General features: G+C 52.0%; 34 protein-coding genes and 1 pseudogene. 22 read left to right on the forward strand and 13 right to left on the reverse strand.

What is annotated here, in order from left to right:
* Positions 1-2: 2 nt before the first annotated feature.
* Positions 3-1,313, forward strand: coding sequence for a phage tail protein (locus IBT54_RS04555; RefSeq protein ID WP_201251656.1), 1,311 nt, complete (start codon positions 3-5; stop codon positions 1,311-1,313).
* Positions 1,313-1,636, forward strand: a complete 324-nt coding sequence (locus IBT54_RS04560; protein WP_201251657.1) for a hypothetical protein — start codon at positions 1,313-1,315, stop codon at positions 1,634-1,636. The genes IBT54_RS04555 and IBT54_RS04560 overlap by 1 nt, the downstream gene beginning before the upstream one ends.
* A 22-nt stretch (positions 1,637-1,658) precedes the next feature.
* On the opposite strand, the gene IBT54_RS04565 is transcribed toward IBT54_RS04560, so the two are convergent.
* Positions 1,659-1,814 (reverse strand): hypothetical protein, encoded by a 156-nt coding sequence (locus IBT54_RS04565; protein WP_201251658.1) that lies wholly within the window; start codon positions 1,812-1,814, stop codon positions 1,659-1,661.
* A 493-nt stretch (positions 1,815-2,307) separates the two neighbouring features.
* On the opposite strand from IBT54_RS04565, the gene IBT54_RS04570 reads away from it, so the two are divergent.
* The 4 genes from IBT54_RS04570 to IBT54_RS04585 all read left to right on the forward strand — a co-directional run bounded on the left by IBT54_RS04570 (position 2,308) and on the right by IBT54_RS04585 (position 3,671).
* Positions 2,308-2,496, forward strand: a complete 189-nt coding sequence (locus IBT54_RS04570; RefSeq protein ID WP_201251659.1) for a hypothetical protein — start codon at positions 2,308-2,310, stop codon at positions 2,494-2,496.
* Between the two features lie 255 nt (positions 2,497-2,751).
* Positions 2,752-2,991 (forward strand): regulatory protein YcgZ, encoded by a 240-nt coding sequence (gene ycgZ / locus IBT54_RS04575; protein WP_201251660.1) that lies wholly within the window; start codon positions 2,752-2,754, stop codon positions 2,989-2,991.
* 71 nt (positions 2,992-3,062) lie between these two features.
* The gene (locus tag IBT54_RS04580) at positions 3,063-3,341 is read left to right on the forward strand and encodes a hypothetical protein (RefSeq protein ID WP_201251661.1); all 279 of its coding nucleotides are present in this window, start codon (positions 3,063-3,065) and stop codon (positions 3,339-3,341) included.
* A 66-nt stretch (positions 3,342-3,407) separates the two neighbouring features.
* Positions 3,408-3,671 (forward strand): biofilm development regulator YmgB/AriR family protein, encoded by a 264-nt coding sequence (locus IBT54_RS04585; RefSeq protein ID WP_236262902.1) that lies wholly within the window; start codon positions 3,408-3,410, stop codon positions 3,669-3,671.
* A 10-nt stretch (positions 3,672-3,681) separates the two neighbouring features.
* Here IBT54_RS04585 and IBT54_RS04590 read toward each other — a convergent pair whose 3' ends face one another.
* Complete coding sequence (locus tag IBT54_RS04590) at positions 3,682-3,966, reverse strand: hypothetical protein (RefSeq protein WP_236262903.1); 285 nt, start codon at positions 3,964-3,966, stop codon at positions 3,682-3,684.
* 300 nt (positions 3,967-4,266) lie between these two features.
* On the opposite strand from IBT54_RS04590, the gene IBT54_RS04595 reads away from it, so the two are divergent.
* Positions 4,267-4,527 (forward strand): hypothetical protein, encoded by a 261-nt coding sequence (locus IBT54_RS04595; RefSeq protein ID WP_201251662.1) that lies wholly within the window; start codon positions 4,267-4,269, stop codon positions 4,525-4,527.
* A 314-nt stretch (positions 4,528-4,841) separates the two neighbouring features.
* Here IBT54_RS04595 and IBT54_RS04600 read toward each other — a convergent pair whose 3' ends face one another.
* The gene (locus IBT54_RS04600; protein ID WP_201251663.1) at positions 4,842-5,003 is read right to left on the reverse strand and encodes a hypothetical protein; all 162 of its coding nucleotides are present in this window, start codon (positions 5,001-5,003) and stop codon (positions 4,842-4,844) included.
* Between the two features lie 1,178 nt (positions 5,004-6,181).
* On the opposite strand from IBT54_RS04600, the gene IBT54_RS04605 reads away from it, so the two are divergent.
* The 6 genes and pseudogenes from IBT54_RS04605 to IBT54_RS04630 all read left to right on the forward strand — a co-directional run bounded on the left by IBT54_RS04605 (position 6,182) and on the right by IBT54_RS04630 (position 10,268).
* Positions 6,182-6,421, forward strand: a complete 240-nt coding sequence (locus IBT54_RS04605; RefSeq protein ID WP_033786031.1) for a hypothetical protein — start codon at positions 6,182-6,184, stop codon at positions 6,419-6,421.
* On the forward strand, positions 6,421-7,683 hold the full coding sequence (gene umuC, locus IBT54_RS04610) for a translesion error-prone DNA polymerase V subunit UmuC (RefSeq protein WP_201251664.1): 1,263 nt from the start codon (positions 6,421-6,423) through the stop codon (positions 7,681-7,683). The genes IBT54_RS04605 and umuC overlap by 1 nt, the downstream gene beginning before the upstream one ends.
* Before the next feature lie 200 nt (positions 7,684-7,883).
* Positions 7,884-8,057 (forward strand): annotated as a pseudogene (locus IBT54_RS04615) (isocitrate/isopropylmalate family dehydrogenase); the annotation flags it as partial.
* Between the two features lie 341 nt (positions 8,058-8,398).
* Positions 8,399-8,596 carry a hypothetical protein gene (locus IBT54_RS04620; protein WP_013357527.1) on the forward strand — a complete coding sequence of 66 codons (198 nt, stop codon included), beginning with the start codon at positions 8,399-8,401 and terminating at the stop codon, positions 8,594-8,596.
* A gap of 163 nt (positions 8,597-8,759) precedes the next feature.
* Positions 8,760-8,960, forward strand: coding sequence for a hypothetical protein (locus IBT54_RS04625; RefSeq protein ID WP_013357528.1), 201 nt, complete (start codon positions 8,760-8,762; stop codon positions 8,958-8,960).
* Between the two features lie 297 nt (positions 8,961-9,257).
* Complete coding sequence (locus IBT54_RS04630) at positions 9,258-10,268, forward strand: glycosyltransferase family 9 protein (RefSeq protein ID WP_147788327.1); 1,011 nt, start codon at positions 9,258-9,260, stop codon at positions 10,266-10,268.
* On the opposite strand, the gene IBT54_RS04635 is transcribed toward IBT54_RS04630, so the two are convergent.
* From IBT54_RS04635 to IBT54_RS04650, 4 genes are all read right to left on the reverse strand, one after another.
* Complete coding sequence (locus tag IBT54_RS04635) at positions 10,262-10,591, reverse strand: DUF1493 family protein (protein WP_147788326.1); 330 nt, start codon at positions 10,589-10,591, stop codon at positions 10,262-10,264. The genes IBT54_RS04630 and IBT54_RS04635 overlap by 7 nt on opposite strands.
* The gene (locus tag IBT54_RS04640) at positions 10,591-11,652 is read right to left on the reverse strand and encodes a glycosyltransferase family 9 protein (RefSeq protein WP_147788325.1); all 1,062 of its coding nucleotides are present in this window, start codon (positions 11,650-11,652) and stop codon (positions 10,591-10,593) included. Before IBT54_RS04640 ends, IBT54_RS04635 begins: the two co-directional genes overlap by 1 nt.
* A gap of 352 nt (positions 11,653-12,004) precedes the next feature.
* On the reverse strand, positions 12,005-12,175 hold the full coding sequence (locus IBT54_RS04645) for a hypothetical protein (RefSeq protein ID WP_013357533.1): 171 nt from the start codon (positions 12,173-12,175) through the stop codon (positions 12,005-12,007).
* A gap of 163 nt (positions 12,176-12,338) precedes the next feature.
* Positions 12,339-12,587 carry a YqjD family protein gene (locus IBT54_RS04650; RefSeq protein WP_013357534.1) on the reverse strand — a complete coding sequence of 83 codons (249 nt, stop codon included), beginning with the start codon at positions 12,585-12,587 and terminating at the stop codon, positions 12,339-12,341.
* Positions 12,588-12,767: 180 nt separating this feature from the next.
* Here IBT54_RS04650 and IBT54_RS04655 point away from each other — a divergent pair, with 180 nt between their 5' ends.
* Entirely contained in the window at positions 12,768-12,980 is a 213-nt protein-coding gene (locus tag IBT54_RS04655; protein ID WP_013357535.1) for a DUF2767 family protein, read from the forward strand.
* Between the two features lie 19 nt (positions 12,981-12,999).
* On the opposite strand, the gene IBT54_RS04660 is transcribed toward IBT54_RS04655, so the two are convergent.
* From IBT54_RS04660 to IBT54_RS04670, 3 genes are all read right to left on the reverse strand, one after another.
* On the reverse strand, positions 13,000-14,010 hold the full coding sequence (locus tag IBT54_RS04660; protein WP_201251665.1) for a Ppx/GppA phosphatase family protein: 1,011 nt from the start codon (positions 14,008-14,010) through the stop codon (positions 13,000-13,002).
* 23 nt (positions 14,011-14,033) lie between these two features.
* Entirely contained in the window at positions 14,034-14,591 is a 558-nt protein-coding gene (locus IBT54_RS04665; protein WP_013357537.1) for a hypothetical protein, read from the reverse strand.
* Between the two features lie 61 nt (positions 14,592-14,652).
* Positions 14,653-14,982 carry a hypothetical protein gene (locus IBT54_RS04670; RefSeq protein ID WP_201251666.1) on the reverse strand — a complete coding sequence of 110 codons (330 nt, stop codon included), beginning with the start codon at positions 14,980-14,982 and terminating at the stop codon, positions 14,653-14,655.
* A 214-nt stretch (positions 14,983-15,196) separates the two neighbouring features.
* Between IBT54_RS04670 and IBT54_RS04675 the strand changes: the two genes are divergently transcribed.
* The 3 genes from IBT54_RS04675 to IBT54_RS04685 all read left to right on the forward strand — a co-directional run bounded on the left by IBT54_RS04675 (position 15,197) and on the right by IBT54_RS04685 (position 16,374).
* On the forward strand, positions 15,197-15,376 hold the full coding sequence (locus tag IBT54_RS04675) for a hypothetical protein (protein WP_013357539.1): 180 nt from the start codon (positions 15,197-15,199) through the stop codon (positions 15,374-15,376).
* Positions 15,377-15,562: 186 nt separating this feature from the next.
* Complete coding sequence (locus IBT54_RS04680; RefSeq protein ID WP_107319547.1) at positions 15,563-15,946, forward strand: hypothetical protein; 384 nt, start codon at positions 15,563-15,565, stop codon at positions 15,944-15,946.
* 14 nt (positions 15,947-15,960) lie between these two features.
* The gene (locus IBT54_RS04685) at positions 15,961-16,374 is read left to right on the forward strand and encodes a GNAT family N-acetyltransferase (RefSeq protein WP_201251667.1); all 414 of its coding nucleotides are present in this window, start codon (positions 15,961-15,963) and stop codon (positions 16,372-16,374) included.
* Here the strand turns inward: IBT54_RS04685 and IBT54_RS04690 are convergent, their stop codons facing one another.
* Positions 16,375-17,037, reverse strand: coding sequence for an MBL fold metallo-hydrolase (locus IBT54_RS04690; protein WP_201251668.1), 663 nt, complete (start codon positions 17,035-17,037; stop codon positions 16,375-16,377). It abuts the gene before it with no gap.
* Positions 17,038-17,059: 22 nt separating this feature from the next.
* Positions 17,060-17,983, reverse strand: coding sequence for a muramoyltetrapeptide carboxypeptidase (gene ldcA / locus IBT54_RS04695; RefSeq protein ID WP_179291199.1), 924 nt, complete (start codon positions 17,981-17,983; stop codon positions 17,060-17,062).
* Positions 17,984-18,149: 166 nt separating this feature from the next.
* Here ldcA and emtA point away from each other — a divergent pair, with 166 nt between their 5' ends.
* Complete coding sequence (emtA, locus tag IBT54_RS04700; RefSeq protein WP_081093833.1) at positions 18,150-18,779, forward strand: membrane-bound lytic murein transglycosylase EmtA; 630 nt, start codon at positions 18,150-18,152, stop codon at positions 18,777-18,779.
* Positions 18,780-18,789: 10 nt separating this feature from the next.
* Here the strand turns inward: emtA and IBT54_RS04705 are convergent, their stop codons facing one another.
* A complete protein-coding gene (locus IBT54_RS04705; RefSeq protein ID WP_013357545.1) occupies positions 18,790-19,746 on the reverse strand; it encodes a sugar-binding transcriptional regulator in 957 nt (318 codons plus the stop codon).
* A gap of 184 nt (positions 19,747-19,930) precedes the next feature.
* Here IBT54_RS04705 and IBT54_RS04710 point away from each other — a divergent pair, with 184 nt between their 5' ends.
* From IBT54_RS04710 to IBT54_RS04725, 4 genes are read left to right on the forward strand one after another with little or no spacing between them, the layout of a single operon-like run.
* A complete protein-coding gene (locus IBT54_RS04710) occupies positions 19,931-20,872 on the forward strand; it encodes a D-ribose ABC transporter substrate-binding protein (protein WP_201251669.1) in 942 nt (313 codons plus the stop codon).
* 2 nt (positions 20,873-20,874) lie between these two features.
* On the forward strand, positions 20,875-21,474 hold the full coding sequence (locus IBT54_RS04715; protein WP_201251670.1) for a DUF2291 family protein: 600 nt from the start codon (positions 20,875-20,877) through the stop codon (positions 21,472-21,474).
* The gene (locus IBT54_RS04720) at positions 21,474-22,988 is read left to right on the forward strand and encodes a sugar ABC transporter ATP-binding protein (RefSeq protein ID WP_201251671.1); all 1,515 of its coding nucleotides are present in this window, start codon (positions 21,474-21,476) and stop codon (positions 22,986-22,988) included. The genes IBT54_RS04715 and IBT54_RS04720 overlap by 1 nt, the downstream gene beginning before the upstream one ends.
* A gap of 2 nt (positions 22,989-22,990) precedes the next feature.
* The gene (locus IBT54_RS04725) at positions 22,991-24,097 is read left to right on the forward strand and encodes an ABC transporter permease (protein ID WP_013357549.1); all 1,107 of its coding nucleotides are present in this window, start codon (positions 22,991-22,993) and stop codon (positions 24,095-24,097) included.
* The last annotated feature ends 47 nt before the right edge of the window (positions 24,098-24,144 follow it).

The raw sequence follows: 24,144 nt of genomic DNA on the forward strand, positions 1-24,144 counted from the left end.
TCGTGGCAGAACAATATTACAGCATCCTCACAAACCGGGGGAAAGAGCTGGAGGCGGCATCCTCAGCAAGCGGCACGCCGGTCATCATCAAGGATTTTGTTATCGGTGACGGTAACGGCATGGCAGCAGCGCCTGACCCGGCTCAGACTGCACTGGTTCGTGAGGTATACCGCCATGCTATCTCTAAACTGAATGTGTCGCAGGAGCAGCCTAACCAGTGGGTTGTTCATCTCGTTGTGCCAGCTGATGTGGGCGGGTTCACTATCCGTGAGGTAGGACTATTAACCGATGCCGGGGAACTCTATGCAGTGGCGAACTGCGCTGCCATTGAAAAACCGGTCACCGGTATCAACGTCAACCTGCAGTTTCGTCTGGCCGTAAACGAAACCGCCAGTATTGAACTCAAGGTGGCTACCGGTGACGGCCTGTTTTTACGTCAGGACGCAAATCTAAGCGACCTGAATAATATCGCTAAAGCCCTGGAAAATTTAGGTCTGAATCTCGTCGGTAACTGGCAAGCCGTGCAGGCGAACGGCGGTAAACATTCGACCGGGAATCACCGTATTTACGTCGACTGGAGCGATGTTGATGGGAAGTTGCACATAACTGTTGATGCAACTGACGTCGGCGAGCTATTCACCACACAAAACCCGCCTACAGCAGCGCAAACTGGCGCATATCCCATGACCGGGGGCTATCTCAATGAGGAGGTTAGCGCGACCGTTATCTCTAATCTTAAAGACGGTAGCGCCGGTCAGGCTCTTTACGCTCCTATGTGGCGCTCGTGTCTGAAGAATCGCGGCGGAGATATGGACTTCAAAGACGGCGCATCGGCTTGTTTCCGTCTGGTAGAGGTTATCAGTAATTATGCATTTGCTGAAATACTGGTTGATGGCTTTGGTATCGTCAGATCTTTTGAATTTCGCAATGATGGAACGATACATGCTCCTAATTCGGTATATGCAGGGCAGGGATTTATTGCGCCGGATGGCAATATTTATGGCCCCGTCTGGGGAGGATATGCGAATAACTGGGTTTTGGCGCAGATTAATGCGCTTAATGTCGCAATAAACAACCAGCTAAACAGCATGAACGCCGATCGCAATAACTGCGTCAGAGCTACAGCTCGCGGAGGGCGACAGCATAAAGTGGGAGGTGACTGGATTGCTGACTGGGAAGCCCCCGCAGGATGTTTTATGACAGGGATGAACACAAATGAAGGTGGCGACGGACGCAAGGCGGGCCTCTATTTCCGAGCCATGTATTACTACACACCTAACTCTGGCTGGGTGCAGGCGGGAGATATTGCATAATGAATGAATTCAAAAACGTCAAAAACTATAAAAATGAGCCACTGGATGATGATGGCGTTTATATGGCCGCGTATTTCTGCGACGAACTGGGGCGTGATTGGTATGAGACCCGGCAGGGCTGGGTGGGTGCAGTAGCAGTGGATGCCAACGAACTGGTTTGTTCCATTGCACGCTCCTCAATGCAGGTTCAGTTGTTTACTATGGTGGAGGGTCAAACGTTATATGAGGTTGACCCTGATACCATTCCAGTTGATCCGCTGGGGAAATATAAGTATGTAAATGGAATGTTTACAGCTATTTCTGATTTAACAAGCGGACCGTAAGTTTAAATTGTTTGGGAAATAATCACAGCTCACTATTCTGCTCGCTGAGCCTAAACTTTTTAGCCAGTCGGTGTAGGGCAACGATAGACATGAATTCCTGACTGCTCTCAAAGAATTCAACCCAGTGAGTGCAAAGGAAAAGTGCGATCACTTCAGTTTCCTCTTCATTAAGCTTCATCTTAATACCTTTCATTAACCTTCAAATAACAATGTGAATGAATGTGTACGGAACCATACCATAACATAAATTAAAGTAGCTTAAATAATATGGTTGCTATTTATAAGTCCTTTAATTTCAGAATGTTGATGTGATCGATCTGTTTAACCGATCAATCTTTCGTTATTGATCGGTACAATGTCTTAGGAGTGTTGAGAGCTTGGGGTTATATTTGAGTGCGGTTAGATGGAGCTAATTGCATGAAGATTAAAACAGTGTGGAGGTTCGTATTAGTTGGATGTGTGATAGCGTGGTTAACAATAATAGTAGAAATGCTAAATCTATATAAAAGATATTTTATTTACTTTTGATCTGCCAACACCAGGCCCGGCTTTTGCCGGGTTTTTTACGTCTAATGAAAATTTATGGAACGCGCCTCGCATGATTTAGCTTTAGTCCTGCATTGTCTAATCGACAGATATACTATGGCACCTCTTACATAACAGGAGGCACTATGGAACAGGAATTTGAGGCACAGGCCTATGATGCAGTGTGCAATATAATTGGTGAGGCTGTCTGGCAGCTGGTGACCGCAGGGGAACCATTAACGCTGGATACCATAACCAACATTATTCCGCAGCTCTTAGAGCATAGTGATGACCTGGCCGCCAGTATTGCGCTGTCAGTATTATTGCAGGATTAAAAGCCGTAGCGATGAGGAAGGTACAGATTTTTCCCATTCATCAACAATCATAAACACTCTGTTTTAAAGATTAACCTCACGACTGTATGAGCATTTAAATCTGTGAGAACGAGCTTTAAACGTCGCTGTAGTGATATGCCTATAGAGCGGCTAGCATCTCTGATTTCTGAACCTGGAAAAAGCTGTACAAGTTTGATTTTTTTGTATAACTTAAGTCCTGCTTACTGCTTATCACTTATACAAACGGAGCTAATCATGCTACAGACCATGCCAGCAAGCAGCCTGAACAAAGAAGTTACTGCTTATTTTAGCCGGGCAGTTATGCCGTCACAACAAGAAACATTAGGAAACATTGTTGTTGAGGTGCTCAAATCAGGCCGGACGCTTAGTCGTAAAACCATCTGTCTTCGCCTTATCGCGCGCCTTGAAAAAGCATCATCGCCAGAAGAAGAACAGCACCTACAGGAACTGGTAAGCCTCTTATTTTCTGAATAGGCTTACTGATAAAGGGGCTGATAACTCGTTGATTATCACGAGTGTAACTGAATAAGAGAGCATTAGCAGTAATGAAAAGTCATACAACAAAAGCGCGCGTTGAGATACTTATTGGTGAGGCTGCATTAGCTCTCTTCGATGAGAAAGCCTCCGTTTCGTGGACCGGCATCTTGAGAAAGCTTGAAGCTCAGCTTTCAGCTGAACATGATGAATCCAGAGTGGAGGTATTCAAAATCGCCATCGAGGACATCAGGACAGAGATTAACCGGCGCGGCTCAGACAGGGATAGTGATAATGAAGTTCAAAGTGCGACTGCATCTGAAGATTCTGACAGATCCAGCCGACATTGATTTCAGCTAATTTTCAGACTAAAGCATAAAAATTTAAAATTTCTTAAAACTGACAGCGATAATGCTATGAAATCTCAGATGCATCAGATAATTAAATCAGACGGATCCGACCTTATTCACGCTCTTGAGAATATTGAAGATATTTATGAGGACGAGAAAAGAATTTTTTCTGATGCCATCAGGACGCTTCTTACTTCATCAGGAAGTGTGACCAGCAGAGAAGTGCTTTTCTATCTGATTGCTGAAATGGAATCGACAAGTGATGTGGTCAGACTGGATGTTCTACGCACATGTCTTGAGATCCTGATAGGACTGAAAGAATCAGAATAGGTTGCCTAATCTAATGCATTTTTTTCAGTAATTGTTGGATCAATTCCAGACAATCGCGATGAATTTCTGAATCACAGGTAGTTTCACTTAGTTGATACAAAGCCTGAATGAGGCTTTCAAGAGTTACAGCGCTACCAGTCAATAGCAGATCAGTTGTTGCGCGCCCTATAAGAGCGCGGATTTCGTCTGAAACATCATGCGCGTTAGTTTTCAACCCGCCTCCATCTGGTGTATATTCATCCAGTGTATCATTATGCTGCCTGATCATCCAATCAGTGACTAACGCGATAAACATTTCCTTACTGCGCTGCGTACTGAAGCCGCTGATGGCCTTTTACCTTACAGGCCTTTAGGACCAGAAAAAAATCAACAGCACAGATGAATCTCAGGACTAACCATTGTCCGTCAGGCTATCCAGTATGTGCCTGTGAGTAGATAAAAGATACAGCGCAAAGATAGCGACATTTGCTTTTTGCACGACTTAGCTGTCATGTCTTAGCACAGTGATTAAGAAAAATTAAAAAGTGCGTCCTTCTGCATCGCGACTACAGTCAGTGGTGAGGTTATCAAAAATCGTGCTTATGGAGGATATACCGTGTTAATTCAAGACGACGAGAAAGGCCACGTCATTATTGGCGAAGCGGCATTACACCTGGCGCTGGCTGAAAAGGAGATTAACGTTATCTCTCTCATCGGCGAACTGGGTCATATGGCTGCGAATGCAACTTGTGATAAAAGGCTCAGCGACATTTCAGAAGCCCGAAGCTGGCTGAAGAAGTACGCTAATCCTGAACATACAGAGCAGTCTGTGCCGTTCCTGCAGACACTTGCAGGTCTGAACGAAGAAAAGCATTAACGCCATAGGACGTAGTCCGGCTCCGGCCGGAAGACGACAGCACCAGATGACCTCATCGGTCGCGTGAAAACGTGTACCGGCCGGAGAAACTGTCAGGGATGACATCTCGGCATATGCTCCGGAAGTTGTACATAAGTTATGCACTGATTCTGTGGATAAAGAAGATGCAATTTTTAACTCGTCCTGCCCTTACAGAGTTTTATACCGTCGTCCACATAAACTCGCTTATGTAATTACATAATTTCTTCATATCGAAACCTGTTTATTCGCCATGCATGATAAGACAGAGCTGGTTCTTTAGTATGCTCTAAATACTACGGTTTCCAGTTTATTCCTGTCATAGGCCATTTTTTCTCTGTCTCCTGCAGCTCGCGTTCCATCTCATCCATCCAGTCAGCTTCAGCTTCAGACTTAGTGTTCTCGACGATGAAGGCCCTCATTGAATGTGGTTTACTAATGTTAATTTCATCGACCATCTTCTTTTCCTCTGCTGAAAATTATTTTGTTACATCACTGATGGATCATCAGCTTCAGTCTGTCGCTGCTATCATCAACAACAGTTCAGTTAAATAATTTTTACCAGTCAGATAAGTGAAAATTTGTATAGGCTATAAGTGCATATTTGAGCTTTACGTCCATACTTAGCATGTCCTTCACCAGGATTTCAGTTTTTTCAGCCACTGCAGGTATTCGGCCCCCGCTGGGGGCTTTTTTTCATCTGCGCCGGTTATCTGCCGTCTAAACCGCGCTTAATTGCTTAGGGTAATAATGTGACGCTTAACTGCGGAGATAGGACATTTGACGCATTTTAGTACTCAGTCGCTAAAGACGGTTTACCTGACGGATGTATTCACTTAATCCTGTTTAAAGATACAGTCATACAGACAGAATCATGAACCCATTTACCGCTTGCGCTTGCAGTTACCGCAATCTTCTTTAGGCTTAAGTCAGGTCGGTGGCTTCGCCGTACCGTGATAAGAATAAAATTTGATGTATTCCTCTTTGAACCGCCTGCAGGGCGGCTTTTTTTTACACCTAAAAGCAGTTGTGTTTACGATACCTGCAGCTGACTTGGTAATCCCTTCATTTCCGGCTAGAAGATCCTGTTCAGCGCACCTGAAGTACTCAGCCACCGTGAGTGGAACGACTGCTATCTGCGGACCTAAGCAGCACCAAAACAGCAACAGTACAGATACTGAACAGGCTACCTATTTATCCTGTGTAAAGAATTCAGTCAGGGTAGACTATCCCAAGAGCGGCACCTTAACTACAGGCATAAAAAAACCCGCGTTACACGGGTATAAAAACTTTCAATTGGGGCAATTCCATCTGTCAGCATTTGCTGACACTAATGATAATACAGAGGTTATGGTAATTAGAAAACAATCATTCAACAATTATCACGTATAGCATCACTACAAGACTCTGCTTACCAAAGACACAAAAATTTTCGACGACATGACGGTTGAATACTGTACTTATTCTGCTGACTTCAGATGAAGGATTTGGGATAAGTTGCACTAAAATTAGCCAAAGAGTTTAAAAATTTAGCATCCTCATAGGCTTTACAATTTTGAGTGTCGTTTCGGCTTGATCAATTCCGCAGATTGATATTACTGTTTATTTATACAGTATCTATTCTGGGGGATGCATTATGCCACGCGACTACGAAATCATGATGGCTTTCAGGCAGGCGATTAAGCGCGATGCCGAAGGCCGATTTACCATAAGTACACTCGACTTTGTAAAAGAGCTTGGCCGGATGAACTGGCATTACACCCTTAACTCTGCGAATAAGTGGATAGAAACACATACAACCACGTTCCGAGATATCTCACCTACAGACGGTGATGAGCGAGTTTTTCAGGTGTTCAATCCGAACGGCGGTATGTGATGTTCGCCCTGGTTGATGTGAACTCGTTCTATGCAAGCTGCGAAACGGTATTTCGTCCTGATCTGCGCGGTAAACCAGTGGTCGTCCTGTCGAATAACGATGGATGTGTGATTGCACGTTCCGCAGAAGCCAAAAAGTTACAGGTGCCGATGGGAGCGCCTTACTTCAAGCTTAAAGACGAATTCAGAAAGCATGGCGTCCATATTTTCAGTTCGAACTATGCACTTTATGCTGACATGTCGAACAGGGTAATGACCACTCTTGAGGGTATGGCCCCAGCAGTTGAAATTTATTCAATCGACGAAGCGTTTATGAATCTCGGCGGCGTGAGCCGTATTGAACCATTGGAGGACTTCGGACGCCGGGTTAGGGGGCGTATCAAGCAGGAAACACATCTCATCGTAGGTATTGGCATTGCGCCAACCAAGACCCTGGCAAAGTTGGCAAATCACGCTGCAAAAAAGTGGTCAAAGACAGGCGGCGTACTAGACCTGTCTAATATTGAACGTCAAAAGAAACTGATGGCGCTGGTGCCGGTTGAAGATGTCTGGGGTGTTGGCCGTCGCATAAGCAAGAAGCTGAATGCCATGGGCGTTATTACCGCGAAAGATCTGTCTGAGCAAAGCACTTACATCATCCGTAAGCATTTTAACGTGGTGCTGGAGCGTACAGTAAGAGAGTTGCGCGGGGAGCCATGCCTGGAGCTCGAAGAATTTGCACCAGTAAAACAGCAGATAGTGTGCTCACGTTCATTCAGTTCACGCATCACTGAATATATTTACATGCGTCAGGCTATTTGCTCTTTCGCAGAGCGGGCAGCCGAAAAGCTGAGAAATGAAAGGCAGTTTTGTAAGCAGATAGCAGTTTTTGTCCGAACCAGCCCGCACGCAGAGGGTGAAATCTTTTATGGCAATCAGGCCTCGCGAAAGTTGCTTACCCCTTCTAACGATACTCGCGACATCATCCGGGTTGCTATGGACGCACTTGATGACATATGGGTAGACGGACACCGTTATATGAAAGCAGGTGTAATGTTAGGCGACTTTTTCAGCCAGGGTGTGTCTCAGCTCAATCTATTTGATGAGTACCGGCCACAGCCTAATAGCGAAGCTCTGATGCGAGTAATAGATGGGCTAAATCAGAGCGGAAAGGCCAATTTATTTTTTGCCGGGCAGGGGATTGAAAGGTCATGGGCCATGAAGCGAGAGATGCTTTCACCTGCTTACACGACCCGCTTTGCAGACCTGCCAGTCGTAAAATGAGAGTAGCTGTTACCAACCTATTATCACTGCCAATCTGAGATTGTAATGAGTGAAATTCATACAGAGTTGCGATAAAAGTTTTCCCCAAAACGCTATGCAACCTATTGGATTCTAAAGCGTTTATTTTCGTTAACAAAGGACATGTAAAGCAATGTTTTCTTGCTTTTTGATCAATAAAATCAGTTAGATAATATGATCTCGCAAAAATAATGCTGCGTCATCTGGAGTGGTTCGAAGCGGCTGACCTGATTGTTAAAGGTGTTGAAGGCGCTATCGCTAACAAGACCGTGACTTACGATTTCGAACGCCTGATGGATGGCGCTAAGCTGCTGAAATGTTCAGAGTTTGGTGACGCGATCATCGAAAATATGTAATGTCTGCTTAAGCCCACATCGCGTTAAACGCGATGTGGGCTTTTTTATGCCTGCCCTTTCACGCTTTTCCCTTCTCTTCGCATCCTCTCCTCATTCATAACGTCTTCAGCATTGATGCTCTTACTAAGGCAATTAACAGGTGTTCAGTATCCCCTTCAACGTATGAATGAATGACTTTTCATTATCAACATCCTGATAAATTCTTACCTGCGACTGAATATTTTAATATTTCTGCAAATTGCATTATCTGATGCCACTACAAAAGAAACTGTGAACGCAAAACTGGCATCTGTTTGTGACTGAATATCGTTACTGTAATACCTCACTCATAAGGAGGATTTATGGACGCTAATTATACAAAAGACGCGATTTATATCTGTCGCCTGATGTTTGGGCAGGCTGTGCTGGAATTATTAGCAGATAATCAGCCGGTCACTAACCGCGCTCTGGAAGCAAAAATAAAGGTGATGTTACCTGATGCGCAGCCTGCGCTGATTTACAATGTCGCTCTTGATCTGTTAAATGAAACGCTAAGTTAATCTTATGCCTGTCTGATAAGCGCCCGGCATTTAATATGTCGGGCCTGGCTATCAGCACGTGACAGCTGATTCATTTTTGTAACGCGTGCCGCAAAAAAAAGAGTTGAACAGGATCCCGTTGTCACAGAGGTGTACGCTTCTGCGAATACACAGGGAGAATATTATGGACGATGAAGCTTTAAGTGATGCGATTGCGGCATGCCGACTACTATTTGGTCAGGCTGTTATGGAAATTGTGGCTGAGGATAAGCTGGTAACCCGCGAAGCCATTACTGAAAAAATTCATCAAATGTTTACCGGTATTGAGCCTGAACCTGTTATGAGACTGGCTATCAACCTGCTGTCAAATAACGTCCACTGCTGATACCGCTGAATGCAGTGATGACACTGGCCGCCGTAGGTGGCCTTTTATCTCTTCCTCACGCTGACGCCCCGCGCAAGTTTTTCTTAATCATTCACCCGGCTAATGAGCCCGGCATAACACTTGCCTGAAAAGCGCCCATCGCCTTTCAACAACATGGCGATCATTGAACCAACCTCGATCTGCGCTGACTAATTTGCTGACTTATGCCGTTACGTTAACGCTTCAGAGACGTTAATTGTGCGAGTCTCACTTTTATTCAGCCAGAACGGCGTAGCCAGTGCGCAGAGGATGTCAGACATGCGGGTTTTAATTATTTGTCGGGATAATATTGGCGATACCTTGCTGACCACGCCACTCATCAGTGCGCTGGCGCAGTCGGGCCAGTATCAGGTCGATGTACTGACCAACAACTACGCTGCGCCCGTGTTGCAGCATAATCCCGATATCCGGCAGCTCTTCTATTACACCAAGTTGCATCACCGTGAGGCAGGGCAGGGACGACTGGCCTGTGTGTTACAGCGACTGAAGCTGATGCTGAATCTGAAAAGGCAGCGTTACGACATAGTGATTCTGGCCAAAAGCCGCTGGGATCAGCATGGCCTGAAGTGGGTTAAAATCGTGCGTCCCGCCAGAGTGATCGCGCTGGGGCAGCAGCCGCATCCGCTGATCAGCGATTTACTGCCGCCGCCCAGTCAGTCACCCTGTCATATCAGCGAAACCCTGTTTAGCCTGGGACGGGATTTGCGTCTCAGCGCCACCGCGCCAGGCAAACTGACGCTGCGGCCGGATGCGGCTATAGCGGCCAGCCTGCGAGACACCTGTGCGATTGATCCCACTCTTCCGGTCTATGCACTCCAGATCAGCGCCCGCAAGCCGAGCCAGCAGTGGGACGCCGCCCGATTTGCCGGGCTGGCTGAGAAAATTTCGGCGCATCATCCCTGCCAGATCATGCTGCTCTGGTCACCTGGCAGCCGCGATAATCCGCGTCATCCGGGGGATGATGAAAAAGCGCGTGAAATCATGGCGCTCTGCCCGCACCTGCCGATAAAGGCGGTGGCGACTACCAGCCTGCCGCAGCTGATTGCGGCTATGTCGTTATGTCAGGGGCTGGTGAGCAGTGATGGCGGGGCAATGCACATCGGTGCCGCACTGGGCTTACCGGTGGTGGCGCTGTTTGGTGACAGCGATCCGGCGTGCTGGCATCCGTGGCAGGTTAACTATCAGGTGCTGCAACCGGCGTCACGTGAGGTCAACGCGCTGAGCAGCCGCGAGGTTTATGACGCCTTCGCCCAAACGATTATTCAGTAATCTGCTTCAGGCCAGCCTCCACGGCTGGCCGCTTCACACAGCATCGCGATCGTTACGGGAGAATATCCGCCAGATTTGAACCACTTCATCGGTGTCATATGCCGCGAGTGCGCCGCCGGAAAATAGCGGGCATCATCATAATGCTCAGAGCAGACGTTGAACGTGGCAAAAAAATCATTCATCAGAATCGCGAACTCCACCTCATTCAGCGGCAGCTGCTGCAGATGAAAACCCGCCCGATCCACTTTCCGGAACCGGCCCAGGGCGGTTGGCTGATTGTGGTATTCAATCAGCGCAATAATAGCGTGAGAGAGATCGTTCATTACCCCACCAGTTTCGCCACGGCCTGCTCGACTTCTTCGGCCTTAATCGACGCCATCGGATGCTGCGACGCCGTTTTATCCGGGCGATGAATAACAATATGGCGATCGCTGTCCTGGCAGGGGCCGGTGTAGCGTGGATTGGCGGTAGAGAACAGGCTGACCGTTGGCGTCTGTGCCGCCACCGCGATGTGCAGTGGGCCGGTATCGCCGGTGACCAGCAGGTCCAGCGTGCGGATCAGGGTAATCAGGCCGCTGAGATTCGTTTTGCCTGCCATTGGCGTCACACGCTTACGGCAGTGCAGCGGCAGGCTTTCGATAAATTGTTTCTCAAGAGACTGCTCAGCAGCTGTACCGGTGACAATAATTTCAGCGTCAGGCCAGCGTTCGAGCAACGCGGTCGCCAGCTGGCTGAATGAAGCCAGCGGCCAGCGGCGAATATCTTTAGATGCCCCTAACTGAAAACCGATACGGCGATGGCTGGCCGTTGCAGCAGGGCGGCTACTTACCTCGGGCAGATGCATCCGGGTCTGTTCTGTCTCTGCGCCCAGCGCTTCGATCAGCTTCAGCTTGCGCTTGATGGTGTGATCGTCGAAATAGCCTGAATAGTGATCAAGATATTTATTCAGCACCGGGGATTCGCTGCCGTAATGATCGCGCACAATCGCCTTACTGCCGGTCAGTACTGAGCTCATAATATCGTAGGGAAAATGGGCGTGTAATATCACTGACAAATCCGGTTTCTGGCGACGCAGTTTGAAAAATAGCGGCAGGAAATTAGCCACTTTGTTATCCCAGATATAGATCTTATCGAACCAGTTATAACGGCTGACCAGGTCCTTATTTTTCTTACTGGAAACCAGAATAAATTTGCTGGTGGGAAAGCGATTCTTCAGGCTCCAGATAGCCGGTGTATTCATCAGGAAATCGCCCAGTGCCGTAGTGGAATAAATCACTACCGTGCCGGGTGTCAGCGTCTGCAGGGCCTGCGGTTTTGTTCTGCCTGAAAATCGAGAATAAAGCGTTAAAAGTCGGTCTATCAGATAAATCTTTTTTTTCTTCACGTCTGAATTCTCTTGAACGTATCAATAATATTAAACAAAAGGTGTTGTGCATTATTAGAGAATATTCTTACGTCTAAAGTTCAGCAGGGGGAAATCTTTTTTATTGGCCGTAGAATATTTGTTTAAACTTTTTCCACAATTTTAGTGTTGTTTATTCAGGGTATATATACAGAATTGTGTAAAAGAGGTAGGCAATTTTCGAAAAGAGTTGGGATGATTCTTATAATAATAATATTTCAGGATTTTTTAATACCGCCCTTAATTACTAGCAGGTTAACTATTAGCGAATTTATTTTACGGGAGCTATTGAATATAAAAAAACAAACCCCGGCATGCGTGCCGGGGCAGGGTATTACGACTGAGGCTGACCCACCGGGCCTGAACCCAGGGTGCCGCCCGGAGAAGACTGGCCACTTGGCGCATGGGGACGGCCATCTTCTTTAATGGCGTCGCTCTTATGCGAGCAGCCCGCCAGAGAGGTTAAGGTCGCTGCCACCAGCAGCAAAGCAGGAATCGTTTTCATGAGGTCACCTTGATGTTGTCAGAAAGAGAACGTAATTAAGACTGGAGACTCACCGTGCGCTGGCCTGTGAAGGCTTATCTTTCAGATGTTTCTCAGCATACGGTCAGCTACAGCCAAAAAAAACGGAAGCCAGTGGCTCCCGTTCTGTTGACGTATGGCGGTATTACTTGCGACCCAGCAGGAAGCCGATAAATACGCCAACGCCTGCAGCAATGGCCAGACCTGCAGCAGGATTGGACTGAACCTGATCGCGAATGGTCTCAGCTGCATCACGTGCAGCATAGCTTGCCTGGTTGGTGTAACGACGCGCTGCGCCCTTAGCCTGATGCTCGGATGAACCGGTTGCTGCACCCCATTGTTCCTGAACTGCGCCAGCGGCTTCTTTTACTTTATCTTCGATTTTTCCTGACATTTAAATGCTCCTTGGTTTTGAGTAAGACTCTCAAAGCGTAGCAAAGATAGTGAGTTCTGCTGCGCCAGTGCCCGATAAGGCGTTAAAAAATCATTTCTGGCTGTTAATAGCGCTGCGTTTGCGGGCCAGCCATTTCCTGTCTAGCCTTTTGAGATGAGAGTCACAGCCGGAGGAGAAACGATGAAACGTGATGCACTGAATGATGATGACTATGATGAAGTCTGCCGCGTTATTGGCGATGCAGTCATTGTACTGATGGAGCGCGGTCATGATACCCGGCGTGGCGAAATCTATGACCTGCTTAAACGGACCCGGCAGCAGCGCGCCCACAGTGAACGGGATGAGCAGCGAATGCTGGATCACGCTATCCGGCTGGTTAAGCCCGACGTTTAGCGAATGTGGAAGCGTTACGTTACTGTAGCAGCACGCCCTGAATCAGGCTGGCTTCAACAATCTCCACCTCATTGATTTTCAGCGCCCGCATATATCCTTCCACCAGTAACAGATTACTCACGTCCGTGGCGCGATAGTCGCCAGACAGTTCACTGTCGCCTTTCCAGACCTGCTGCTGCGAGAGCTGGCTCAGGGCCGCCAGCGTATAGCGGTCGGGTTTGCCCGGTAACTGATTGCGAATCGAAAAACCGTGTACGCCTCCGATGCCAATTACCCGACGACCGGCCACATCCTGTTTGATCTGCGGGCTGACTTCGTTAGTCGCGTAAAACTGCACAAAGCGCAGCACCGACTGCCGCCAGGAACCAATAGGATTGGGGGATTCCGCCTTCGGGCTGTTCTTGAGCACCGTCAGAATAAAGTTTTTCAGCGTCACCGAAGCCAGTCTGCCTTGATAGATATCTGCTACCGGCTTGCCCGCCTGCTGCCGCCATGCAGTCATCTGCATTGACCCGCCGCCAATATCCCAGACCAGTAACTGCTCATCCCGGACCATTGGATCTTTAAGCGCGGCTCTGGCAGAGAGAAAGCCAAGCGTCGCCTCCTGCTGCTGCGAAATAATGCTGATTTGCGCACCGCTCTGGCGCTGCAACTGTTCAATGACCGCCTGACCGTTGCTGGCGTTGCGAAACACCGCCGTCGCCACGCCGCTGATTCGCTGCGGATGAAAGCGCTGTGCGTGCGCCACCAGCTGCTGCAGTGCGGCGGCACCTTCATGAGTCACTGACGGACTCAGCTGGTTATCCGCTGAATGGGCTAATGCGTCGTTCCAGGCCACGGCGCGCTGATCCTGATACAGCACTTTTTCGATGCGCTGCTGGCAGACATTGACGCGCGCCACCGCAATTTTGGTAGTACCGGAACCGATATCCAGACCGGCGCGGATTTGCTGGCAGCGATTGGCCTGGGCCGATGCGACAAAAAACAGCGAGCAGAACAGCGTAAAAACAGACAGCGCAGCAGAACGCATAGCGACTCCGGGGGCAGGGGGGATCAGAGTGAACGGGTGGCGATGCAGGTCGGGTAGACGCTCACCAGGAAATGACGCAGATGGTCAAAGCACCATTCGGCGTCATCAGCCTGCGGACAATAGAACTGGATGGTAATTTTTTCGTAATCGCGCTGACGCTGACGCAGCGGCGACCAGCTCCAGTCGAGCACTGAACGGGCATAGTTAACCAGTGTCCCGGCGGGCAGCTGATGTTGCTGCTCCTGTCCGGTCAGGTAACGATGAAAGCTCGCTTCCAGCTGCAGGGCTTCCTCAAAGTCGTGCTGCGGCAGGTCGGGACGAAAAGCCACATCGATAAAACCACAGACCGCCTTTTCCTGCTGCTGCCAGTCACAGGCCAGAGTCATAAACAACCCCTCCTGCAGGTTAACCTCCTCGACCAGTCGCCGCAGATTCGCTGAGCGATTCAGCACGACAATCTCTTCAAGTCGACCGGTTTCCAGCGTCAGATCAAAGCCACAGGGATTAACAGAGCCATCCGCATTGCGCGTAGCGGGGAAGGGGAAGTCGATATAACCGTTGTTATCCAGACGCTTTTCCATCGGGGAGCCCTGCTGCTTGACGTTTCCTGACAATAAACCATCTGGCAGCAGGATTCATCCCTTATGGACAGGTCCAGGTGATTTGGGTGTCCTGGTAAGGATTAATCAGGCGGAACTGCTTATCTGACAGGCGCTGCGCATAGTAGCCTTCACGCGTTACGGCGGAGGGGACATATTTAAACCGATCCAGTGACTGCAGCGGGCCACTGTTTACGCTGACATTGTCCCGTGTCACGGTGAAGCTGTTAACCAGATCAAAAATCACACCCTGAGTCTGTCCCATCGACTGACCATAAATTGTCGAGACCTCACCCGGACATTCCACCCCTTTCGGGCCAGATGAACATCCAGTCACCATCGCGATGAGGATTAAAATGCTGAGTCGCATCATGATTTTCTACCTGCTTCAATCCCTGGGAGTGTTGTGGCGCAGAGTCTATCCTGTTGCACCACCAATCACTTAATTATAGCAGTTTCCGCTACGCTTCCTGTTTGTGATTTGTTTAATCGTTAAGCAACAGGAATGTAAAGGGGTGACTTTGCTTATCAATAAACGTTATTCTTGGCTCCTTTGCGCACCACTTAGGCAAATCCAGGGATAAATGATGAAAGAAGAAGAAGCAAGTCTAATGATTATTCGCCACGCGATTGACGAGCTGGAAGCCGATAAGAAGCAACAGGTGCTCGCCTGCTCAGCGAATATTCGTGCAGCCATGCAGGCTTATGATAGCGAAAATGCCGGGCTGGCGCTGATGTTAGTGGCCGCCGAGGTGGCAGCCGAATAGTCACTATCCGGCCAGGCAGGCACGCTGTCAGGCTGGCCGGATTACTTTATCTTTTCTCAACTTTCAGGTTTTTTCGCACACCGATTCCACCTTTTAATGGTCTCAGTCACGCTCGCCTCACGTCTCTCCTCTGATTTTTATATGTTAAGCTAAGAAAATTCTCAATGAAATCAGTGGAGACACAACATGAAGGCAGCGTTAATTGCCCTGGGCCTGCTGGCCTGTCACATCGCACCCGCCTGGAGTGAAACCGAATTTCAGCTTAACTGTCCCGGCCGGCCGACCATGACGGTTTCGCGTGCCGAATATGGTTTAACCACCCTGATGTGGCCGGATAATCACTTCCAGATTGCCGCCGGTCAGCAGCGAACCCGCTTAGAAGCGGGCGATCAGGTGGCGATTACCCGCTTTCGCAATGGCGATCAGCTGATTGTGAACCAGCGCAGCCAGGCAACCTTCTTTGTATACCGCGACAGCGATAAACTGCTGCCCTGCAGCCGCAGCGAAAAACGCGATGTCGATGCGCTGACCCTGGAGCGCTACGACGATCGTCAGCGTTCCGACAGTTAACCCCGGGAGCCACTATGCAACCTGAGATTACCGACAACGTTACCGCGCAGGATCTGGATGAGGTCAGGCTGGGCCTCAATGCCTTCAACAGCAAATTTATTGATGTGAATACGATCAGGTCAATTGGGGTATTTATCCGTGATGAGCAGGGCAAAAAGCTGGCCGGGCTGACCGGCTCAACCACCGGTAACTGGCTGCGGATTGATATGCTCTGGGTGAGTGAGGCGCTTCGCGGGCAGGGGGCAGGGAGTAAGCTGATACAGGCTGCCGAGCAGGAGGCGCGGGATCGCGGTTGCCGTTATGCACAGGTGGATACCGCCAGTTTTCAGGCGCGGCCGTTTTATGAAAAACTTGGCTACACCCTGCGGCTTACGCTGGCGAACTACATGGATCATCATCAGCGGCACTATCTGACCAAAGAACTGTAATCAGAACAGCGGATTTTCCCGCAGATCCAGGGGATGTTGTTCAGCTTCATCGATGGCAGCCAGCCAGCTTTGCAGCGTCACTTTTTTCCAGGAAAGATGCCCGCGCGTGGTGCTCATCAGCACCACGTCGGGGCGCAGCGAGCGGTAAAATTCCAGCGTCTGACTCAGCTCAGCCGGATTACTGTCCGGCACCAGCACCGTAATCCAGTTGTCATGAGAACGGGTCACGGTATCGCCGACAAACAGATAGGTCAGCCCCAGCGGCGAGGTATAGAGAAAGCTGCAACTGCCCGGTGTGTGTCCGGGCGTCGGCAGCAGATGGAAATCGCCGAAGTGCGTCTCCGGCTGCGAAAAGGTGTCATCAGGCTCCGCAAAACGGCTGATGGGGCCTAATGAGCGGCTGTGGCAGTAAAGCGCGCTGCTGAAACGCTGCTGGATCACCGCCGCACCAGGCGCGGATTCGTGCCAGTGGGTCAGATAGTGACGGATCACGCCGCCGGTATCAGCAATCACTTCATGATCGAGCGGGTTTTCTATGCGGCCAATCAGCAGATTGCCGCGCGGGTGACGCAGCATAAAGCCATGCATCATCAGGTCATTAACGGCATCTTCCACCGGGAATTCCGGGGTTGAGATCCACAAATCGTCATACAACGGCTTCAATGTCGATCTCCTGAAACGCTCTCTAATCCCGCAGGACGGGATGCCCGGTCGCCTGCAAATGGGCGTTGCCCTGGCTGACCGCTAATCGTGCGCTGGCACCCAGCGGCAGTGTGACGGTATCAGCGGCATGACCAAAATCTAATCCACAGATCACTGGCAGACCGGTAGTATCACGCACGCGCTGCCAGACGGTACTGAAATCAAACCCATTGTCATAGTCCGACAGGGCCGTGCTGGTGAAGCTGCCGGTGACGATTGCCCGCTGTCGCGCCAGAATGCCGCTCTGCTCCAGCTGAATCAGCATGCGTTCAATGCGGAACGGATGCTCATTCACATCTTCTATCACCAGAATGCCGTTCTCAATCTGCGGCATCCACGGCGTGCCGATCAGCGAGCAGATCATCGCCAGGTTTCCGCCCCACAGCGTACCCTGCCAGTCGCCCTGGTCTGGGGTTTCGCTCTGCCATTTCACCTCTACTGTAGGTGATGTCAGTGCCTGCCAGAAGTGGTGCAGGGTAAATTCAGATAAGGTCGCGGCACCGAAGTTACCGGCCAGCATCGGTGCACTGAAGGTAATCAGGCCAACCTGTGCCAGCAGCGCCAGCTGAATCGCGGTGAAGTCGCTGTGGCCGCACAGCGCCAGCGGCTGATTCAGCAGGCGGCGTTGCAGGCCAACATAGTCGATGGATTCCAGTAGCCGGCTGGCTCCGTAACCGCCGCGCACCGCCAGCACCACGTCGGGCAGCGCAGTGAGGCTGGCAAGCTGGTTGATATCCGCAAGGCGTTCCGCGTCGGTGCCGGCGAAGCGCTGAAAACGGCGGGTGATCACCTGCTCGTTCTCCACCTGATGGCCCGCCGCGCGCAGTCGTGCAATGCCCTGCAGCGCCGCAGGCTGATTATGGCAGTAACCGGAGGGGGAGATAAGACGAACTGAACGTGAAATCATCATACTTTCCTGCTGTTAGCGCTCATGACTGACGGCGATGATGGCGAAAAGCCCCGCTGAAGTCACGGTGCACGCCGCATAATCGTGTATTTAGGATAAACGGTAATTTTGCTCTCAGGCTGCCTGGGTATGATAGCATTCGCCATAACCGCGATGAGACGAAAAATTGCTGAAAATCCGACACCTTATACTCTCGGCTTTACTCCTGACTGGCTGTGCCAGCGAGCCACCGCACCATGCCGTTAAGCAGCGCAACACGCCGTTAACGCAGGCACCGCCTTCCAGCGTCAATGGAACCTGGGCCATGTTTACCGAAGATGCCGCCAGTCATTATGGCGTTGATGAGAAGTTGATCAGCGCCATTATCAGTGTCGAATCGGGTGGAAATCCGGGCGTAGTGAGCCGTTCCAATGCGGTAGGGCTGATGCAGATTAAAGCGTCGACCGCGGGGCGCGAAGTCTATCGCACGCTGGGCCGCCGGGGTCAGCCGTCGAATGCCGAGTTGCGCGATCCGGCCAAAAATATTGATATCGGCACCGCCTATATCCGCATCCTGCAGGACTCTGCGCTGTCGGGCATCCGCGATCCGCTGACCCTGCGCTACGCCACCATCGTCTCTTATGCCAATGGTGCCGGTGCGCTGCTGCGAACATTTTCCCGCGATCGCGATCGGGCTATTGCGATGATCAATGCCATGTCACCGGATGAGTTCTATCAGCATGTGCAGAACAGGCATCCGGCGGCGCAGGCACCGCGCTATCTCTGGAAAGTCACCACCGCTTACCGCACCATCTGACCGGTTTTGACTACGCCTGCGGCGTGAGCAGCAGCCGCGCCGTGGGATAGTCAATAATCAGCACCTTGATATAACCGCCCAACAGCGCACCACGAATCGCCTGCGCTTTCTCCCGTCCCCCAGCCAGCCCGACGACCTGCGGGCACTGTTTCACCTGCGCCAGCTCCATTCCGATCACCGGATCTTCTTCCGCTTTCAATACCGGCTGGCCGCAGGCGTCAAAATAGTGCAGGCAGATATCACCGACCGCACCGCGTGCCGCCAGCGTCTGCAGCATTTTGCCATCGTAGTAATTGCCAGAATTGCGCAGCAGCGCCGACGGCTCCAGATCGCCGATGCCGACAATCGCCAGATCGACCTGCTCAAATTTACTCAGCACCTCGGCAACCTCGGCATTGGCCGACAGCCGCTGGCGATCGCTGACCGAATGCTCAATCGACTGCGACGGCAGCAGCCAGGCGGGGCAGTTCAGTAGCGCCGCCAGATTCTGGGTCAGAATGGTGGCCTGCACGTTGCCGTTGGCACCGACGCCGCCCAGCAGCTGGATCACGCCTTTACAGGCGCTGTTGAGCGGATGCAGCGCATCCACCATCGCCCGGATAGTGCCGCTCCACGACGAGATCCCGATCAGTTCATCGTTGCGCAGCCGGGTCTCCAGATAGTGAGCGGCCGCCGATCCAATCGCCTGCTTAATCTGCAGTGACGACGCCTGATCCGGCACATCCACCACAATCGCCTGCGGCAGGTTGTAGGTCTGCTCAATCGCCTTTTCCAGTTCCGGATAGACGTTGGCCGGTGGCACCACACTGATCTTGACCACACCCTCTTTCACGCTGCGATTAAGAATGCGTGAGACAAACGACTGCGATAGGGTCAGCGACTGCGCGATCTCTGACTGCTTCAGCCCTTCGACATAGTAAAGCGTGGCAATCTTCACCATCAGTCGCTGTTCATCCTGTTTTGCCATCGGTTTTTCCCTCTCTGAATCTGCCCGGTATTGTTAACCAGGATGATCAAAATCACAACGCAGGCTAATTTGTGATCGTTTTCGCTTTTTAACGATCGCGCATTGGACGGCGCGTCAGCGCAGGCGCATAGTCATTATGCATATAAAATCGCCTGTGAATATATATTCAAAGCGGAGAAAAGTAATGACTCGTCCTCTGATTAAACTGACCCTGCTGGCTTCGATGTTCGCTTTTTCTGCAACGGCGCTGGCGGCAGAGCAAGGCCTGCTGGCGATTATTACCCCATCCCATGACAACCCGTTTTTCAAAGCCGAGGCAGAAGGCGCGTTAGCCAAAGCCAAAGAGCTGGGTTACGCCACGCTGGTGGCGTCGCACGACGATGACGTTAACAAGCAAAACCAGCTGATTGAGACCGCGATTGCGCGCAAAGCGAAAGCGATCATTCTGGATAACGCCGGCGCGGACGCCACCGTCGGGCCGGTGCAGAAAGCCAAAGATGCCGGTATCCCGACCTTTCTGATTGACCGTGAGATCAACAAAACCGGTATCGCCGTGGCGCAGATCGTCTCCAATAACTATCAGGGTGCGCAGCTGGGTGCTGAGAAATTTGCAAAGTTGCTGGGCGGCAAAGGTGAGTACGTTGAACTGCTGGGCAAGGAGTCTGACACCAACGCGGGCGTGCGGTCGCAGGGCTATCACGACGTGCTGGATGACTACACCGACCTGAAAATGGTGGCGCAGCAGAGCGCTAACTGGAGCCAGACCGAAGCCTTCAGCCGCATGGAAACCCTGCTGCAGAAACACCCCAACATCGTTGGTGTGATCTCCGGTAACGACACCATGGCGCTGGGCGCGGAAGCCGCGCTGAAAGCCACCGGGAAAACCTCGGTGATTGTGGTGGGCTTTGACGGTAGCGACTACACCCGCGATTCGATCCTCAACAAAGGCAACATCAAAGCGACGGTACTCCAGCCGGGCTGGGATCAGGCGCAGATGGCGGTCACGCAGGCGGACTACTACCTGAAGAACGGCAAAGCGCAGAAACAGGAGAAGCAACTGATGGACTGTGTGCTGATTGACGACAGCAACGCCGCTAAGCTGAAAAACTTCAACCTGGCGAAATAACCATGAAACGGATACTGGCGGTATTGACCGGTATGGTGCTGCTCAGCGCCTGCACCGTGGTGGATCTGGATGCGGACGGTAACCCGATTCTGCCGAAAGATCCGCACGCGAAACCCAGTTATACCACCCAGACGCCGCAGCAGATTGCGGAGGAGACCTGGCAGCCGCGGGTCATGACCACCGCGAACAGCCACGCGCTGAGCTGGGCCGACATGGAGGCGAAAAGTCAGACGGTTAAACCCGACGGGCGTGAAAGCGTCTTCGTACGGGCCAGCGGGACGGCCAGCGCCCTGGATGAGAGTAATCCGCGTGAACGCACGCTGACGCTGACGATCAACGGCAAACCGGTGGCAGTCAGGGTCGGGCCGGTGCTGCGCAGCAACGCTATTCGCGACGCCGCCGGGTTCCGTTTCGAGGAGTTTACAAATCAGGTGCAGTACGCCCAGCTGACGCGGGCGCTTAATCGTCATGCGGTGAAGCAGCTGCCGCCACTGGATGCCAGCTGGGTCAACCAGCCGGTACAGGCGCTGCTGGCGGTGAGCATCGGTCACAACAGCGTTGTAGAGGTGGTGGCGGTTGAGCTGAAGCGGGAGACGCCCTGATGAACGATGAGATCATTCTGCGGGCCGAACAGATATCGATGCTGTTTCCCGGCACGCTGGCGCTGGATCGCGTCGACTACCGGGTCTGGCGCGGCAAAGTTAACGTCATCATTGGTGAAAACGGGGCGGGGAAATCGACCCTGATGAAGATTCTGGCCGGGGTGCAGCAGCCCACCGCCGGTTCGCTGTTCCTGAATGGCGAGCCGCTGATGCTGAGCAGCACCCGTGACGCCGCCCGGCACGGTATCGGCATGGTGCACCAGGAGCTGAACCTGTTTGAAAACCTCACGGTGGCGGAGAACCTCTTTCTGGGCCGGGAGATCCAGCGCGGCCTGTCACCCATCAATGAGGCGGAGCAGGCACGCCGCACCGCCGTACTGATGGCGCGGCTCGATCAGCCGATCTCGCCCACTGAGCGGGTCGGCAATCTCAAAGTGGGTCAGCAGCAGTTGGTGGAGATCGCCAAAGCGCTGGCGGAAGATGCAGACATTCTGATCCTCGACGAGCCGACGTCGGCACTGAGCAAAACCGAAGTGGAGATCCTGTTCCGGGTGATCCGCGACCTGACGCAGCAGGGCGTGACCCTCATCTACATCTCCCACCGGCTGGAGGAGCTGATGGCGATTGGTGACGTGATTACCATTCTGCGCGACGGACGTTTCAAGGCGGAAGCCCCGGTGAGCACCATCGATGTGCCGTGGATCGTGCGCGAGATGCTGGGCAGTGAACCGGTCACGACCCTTTTGCCGGATCGGCGTGAATTTGGCGCGCCGGTGCTGGAAGCGCAGCACATTACCTGCGTCAGCCCCAACGGCAATACGCTGGTGGATGACGTCAGTTTTCAGGTGCGGGCCGGCGAAATTGTCGGGATCTACGGACTGATGGGCGCGGGTCGCACCGAACTGTTTGAGTGTCTGCTCGGCAGCCAGCGCCACTATCTCGGCAGGCTGTGGCTCGACAGTAAACCACTGCCAACCCGTCTGCCGACCGCCGATCGCATCCGTATGGGCATGAGCCTGGTGCCGGAAGATCGCAAACGCGCCGGGATTTTCCCGGTCTCGTCGGTCGCCAGTAATCTCACCATCGCCAGCCTGTGGCGGCGACTGTCGCACCGTTTTGCCATTGCGCATCAGACGGAGCAGCAGGCGGTGAACCAGACGGTGGGCAACCTGGCGATTAAAATCTCGTCGCCGGACGTCGCCATCAGTGCACTCAGCGGCGGCAATCAGCAGAAAGTGGTGATTGGTCGTGCGCTGCTGACCAACCCACGTCTGCTGCTGCTGGATGAGCCGAGCCGCGGCATTGACGTCGGGGCCAAAGCCGAGGTATTTCGCACCATGGTGGCGCTGTCGCAGCAGGGCATCGCCGTGCTGTTCTCCACCTCAGACCTGAAAGAGATTATGGCGGTAGCCGATCGCATCCTGGTGATGTCGGGCGGCAAACTTACGGCTGATCTTCCCCGCGACCAGGCGGAAGAGGCAGCGCTGGTGAAAGCAAGTGCGCAGGGGTTCTGAGCATGAAAAGCAATAACAGCGTCGCGCTGAACACACTTCCGGCTAAAGCGTTCAGTTCACGCGAAAGCATTCTGCTGCTGCTTCTGAAACTGCGCACCTTTATTGCGCTGATTCTGATTGTCGGCTTCTTCGCCATCACCGTGCCGGACTTTCTCGCCACCGGCAGCCTGGTGATCATGGTGAAACATATCGCCATCAACGCCTTTCTGGCGCTGGGCATCACCTTTGTCATTATCACCGCAGGCATTGACCTGTCAATTGGGGCCACCTTAGGGCTATGCGGCATGATCGCCGGCTGGCTGATCACTAAAGGCATTGTGCTGCCAATGTTTGGCATCGCTATCTTTCCCAGCGTCTGGGTCATTGTGCCGGTGGTGCTGTTGGTCGGCGCGCTGATTGGCGCGGGCAACGGCTGGATCATTACCCGCTACAACGTGGCCCCCTTTATCTGCACCCTCGGCACCATGTACATCCTGCGCGGGGCGGCAATGCTTACCTCTGGCGGCGAGACCTTTCCCGGTTTGCAGGGCAATCCGCTACTGGGCAATACCGGTTTCGACAGGATTGGTGCGGGGACGTTTCTCGGGCTGCCGTATGCCATCTGGATGATGGTGCTGCTGGCGCTGGTCATCGCCTATATCGCCCGTCGTCTGCCGTTTGGCCGTCAGGTCTATGCCATCGGCGACAACGAGCGTGCCGCTGAACTGTCGGGGGTGAAAACCCGGCAGGTGAAAATTCTGGTCTACACCCTGTCGGGCTTCTGTGCAGCCATTGCCGGCATCGTGGTCTCATCGCAGCTGGTCGCCAGCCATCCGGCGAACGGCACCGCGTTTGAGATGAACGCGATTGCCGCCGTGGTGCTGGGCGGCACCTCGCTGGCGGGCGGACGCGGCACCATTGTCGGCACGCTGATTGGGGCGTTTGTCATCGGCTTTCTGGCGGATGGCCTGATCATGATGGGTGTCAGCGAATTCTGGCAGATGGTCATTAAGGGCATTGTCATCATCATCGCGGTCATTATCGACCAGACTCAGAGCCGGATGCAGCAGAAGGCGGCGGTGGTGGCACAGAAAGCATTAATCGAGGAGGGCTCACCAGCAAAATCCTAAACGCACTGAGCCAGGCAGGCGGAACTGCTGCATGTTTCTGCTCACGG

The sequence above is a fragment of the Pantoea sp. S62 genome (genome assembly GCF_016658625.1).
GTDB classification, from domain to species: Bacteria; Pseudomonadota; Gammaproteobacteria; order Enterobacterales; family Enterobacteriaceae; genus Pantoea; species Pantoea vagans.

Coding starts and splice junctions, on each gene's coding strand:
- IBT54_RS04560 (WP_201251657.1), top strand. CDS start 1,313: ATGAATGAATTCAAAAACGTCAAAAACTATAAAAATGAGCCACTGGAT.
- IBT54_RS04565 (WP_201251658.1), bottom strand. CDS start 1,814: ATGAAGCTTAATGAAGAGGAAACTGAAGTGATCGCACTTTTCCTTTGC.
- IBT54_RS04570 (WP_201251659.1), top strand. CDS start 2,308: ATGGAACAGGAATTTGAGGCACAGGCCTATGATGCAGTGTGCAATATA.
- ycgZ (WP_201251660.1), top strand. CDS start 2,752: ATGCTACAGACCATGCCAGCAAGCAGCCTGAACAAAGAAGTTACTGCT.
- IBT54_RS04580 (WP_201251661.1), top strand. CDS start 3,063: ATGAAAAGTCATACAACAAAAGCGCGCGTTGAGATACTTATTGGTGAG.
- IBT54_RS04585 (WP_236262902.1), top strand. CDS start 3,408: ATGAAATCTCAGATGCATCAGATAATTAAATCAGACGGATCCGACCTT.
- IBT54_RS04590 (WP_236262903.1), bottom strand. CDS start 3,966: ATGTTTATCGCGTTAGTCACTGATTGGATGATCAGGCAGCATAATGAT.
- IBT54_RS04600 (WP_201251663.1), bottom strand. CDS start 5,003: ATGGTCGATGAAATTAACATTAGTAAACCACATTCAATGAGGGCCTTC.
- IBT54_RS04605 (WP_033786031.1), top strand. CDS start 6,182: ATGCCACGCGACTACGAAATCATGATGGCTTTCAGGCAGGCGATTAAG.
- umuC (WP_201251664.1), top strand. CDS start 6,421: ATGTTCGCCCTGGTTGATGTGAACTCGTTCTATGCAAGCTGCGAAACG.
- IBT54_RS04620 (WP_013357527.1), top strand. CDS start 8,399: ATGGACGCTAATTATACAAAAGACGCGATTTATATCTGTCGCCTGATG.
- IBT54_RS04625 (WP_013357528.1), top strand. CDS start 8,760: ATGGACGATGAAGCTTTAAGTGATGCGATTGCGGCATGCCGACTACTA.
- IBT54_RS04630 (WP_147788327.1), top strand. CDS start 9,258: ATGCGGGTTTTAATTATTTGTCGGGATAATATTGGCGATACCTTGCTG.
- IBT54_RS04635 (WP_147788326.1), bottom strand. CDS start 10,591: ATGAACGATCTCTCTCACGCTATTATTGCGCTGATTGAATACCACAAT.
- IBT54_RS04645 (WP_013357533.1), bottom strand. CDS start 12,175: ATGAAAACGATTCCTGCTTTGCTGCTGGTGGCAGCGACCTTAACCTCT.
- IBT54_RS04650 (WP_013357534.1), bottom strand. CDS start 12,587: ATGTCAGGAAAAATCGAAGATAAAGTAAAAGAAGCCGCTGGCGCAGTT.
- IBT54_RS04655 (WP_013357535.1), top strand. CDS start 12,768: ATGAAACGTGATGCACTGAATGATGATGACTATGATGAAGTCTGCCGC.
- IBT54_RS04660 (WP_201251665.1), bottom strand. CDS start 14,010: ATGCGTTCTGCTGCGCTGTCTGTTTTTACGCTGTTCTGCTCGCTGTTT.
- IBT54_RS04665 (WP_013357537.1), bottom strand. CDS start 14,591: ATGGAAAAGCGTCTGGATAACAACGGTTATATCGACTTCCCCTTCCCC.
- IBT54_RS04670 (WP_201251666.1), bottom strand. CDS start 14,982: ATGATGCGACTCAGCATTTTAATCCTCATCGCGATGGTGACTGGATGT.
- IBT54_RS04675 (WP_013357539.1), top strand. CDS start 15,197: ATGAAAGAAGAAGAAGCAAGTCTAATGATTATTCGCCACGCGATTGAC.
- IBT54_RS04680 (WP_107319547.1), top strand. CDS start 15,563: ATGAAGGCAGCGTTAATTGCCCTGGGCCTGCTGGCCTGTCACATCGCA.
- IBT54_RS04685 (WP_201251667.1), top strand. CDS start 15,961: ATGCAACCTGAGATTACCGACAACGTTACCGCGCAGGATCTGGATGAG.
- ldcA (WP_179291199.1), bottom strand. CDS start 17,983: ATGATTTCACGTTCAGTTCGTCTTATCTCCCCCTCCGGTTACTGCCAT.
- IBT54_RS04705 (WP_013357545.1), bottom strand. CDS start 19,746: ATGGCAAAACAGGATGAACAGCGACTGATGGTGAAGATTGCCACGCTT.
- IBT54_RS04710 (WP_201251669.1), top strand. CDS start 19,931: ATGACTCGTCCTCTGATTAAACTGACCCTGCTGGCTTCGATGTTCGCT.
- IBT54_RS04715 (WP_201251670.1), top strand. CDS start 20,875: ATGAAACGGATACTGGCGGTATTGACCGGTATGGTGCTGCTCAGCGCC.
- IBT54_RS04720 (WP_201251671.1), top strand. CDS start 21,474: ATGAACGATGAGATCATTCTGCGGGCCGAACAGATATCGATGCTGTTT.
- IBT54_RS04725 (WP_013357549.1), top strand. CDS start 22,991: ATGAAAAGCAATAACAGCGTCGCGCTGAACACACTTCCGGCTAAAGCG.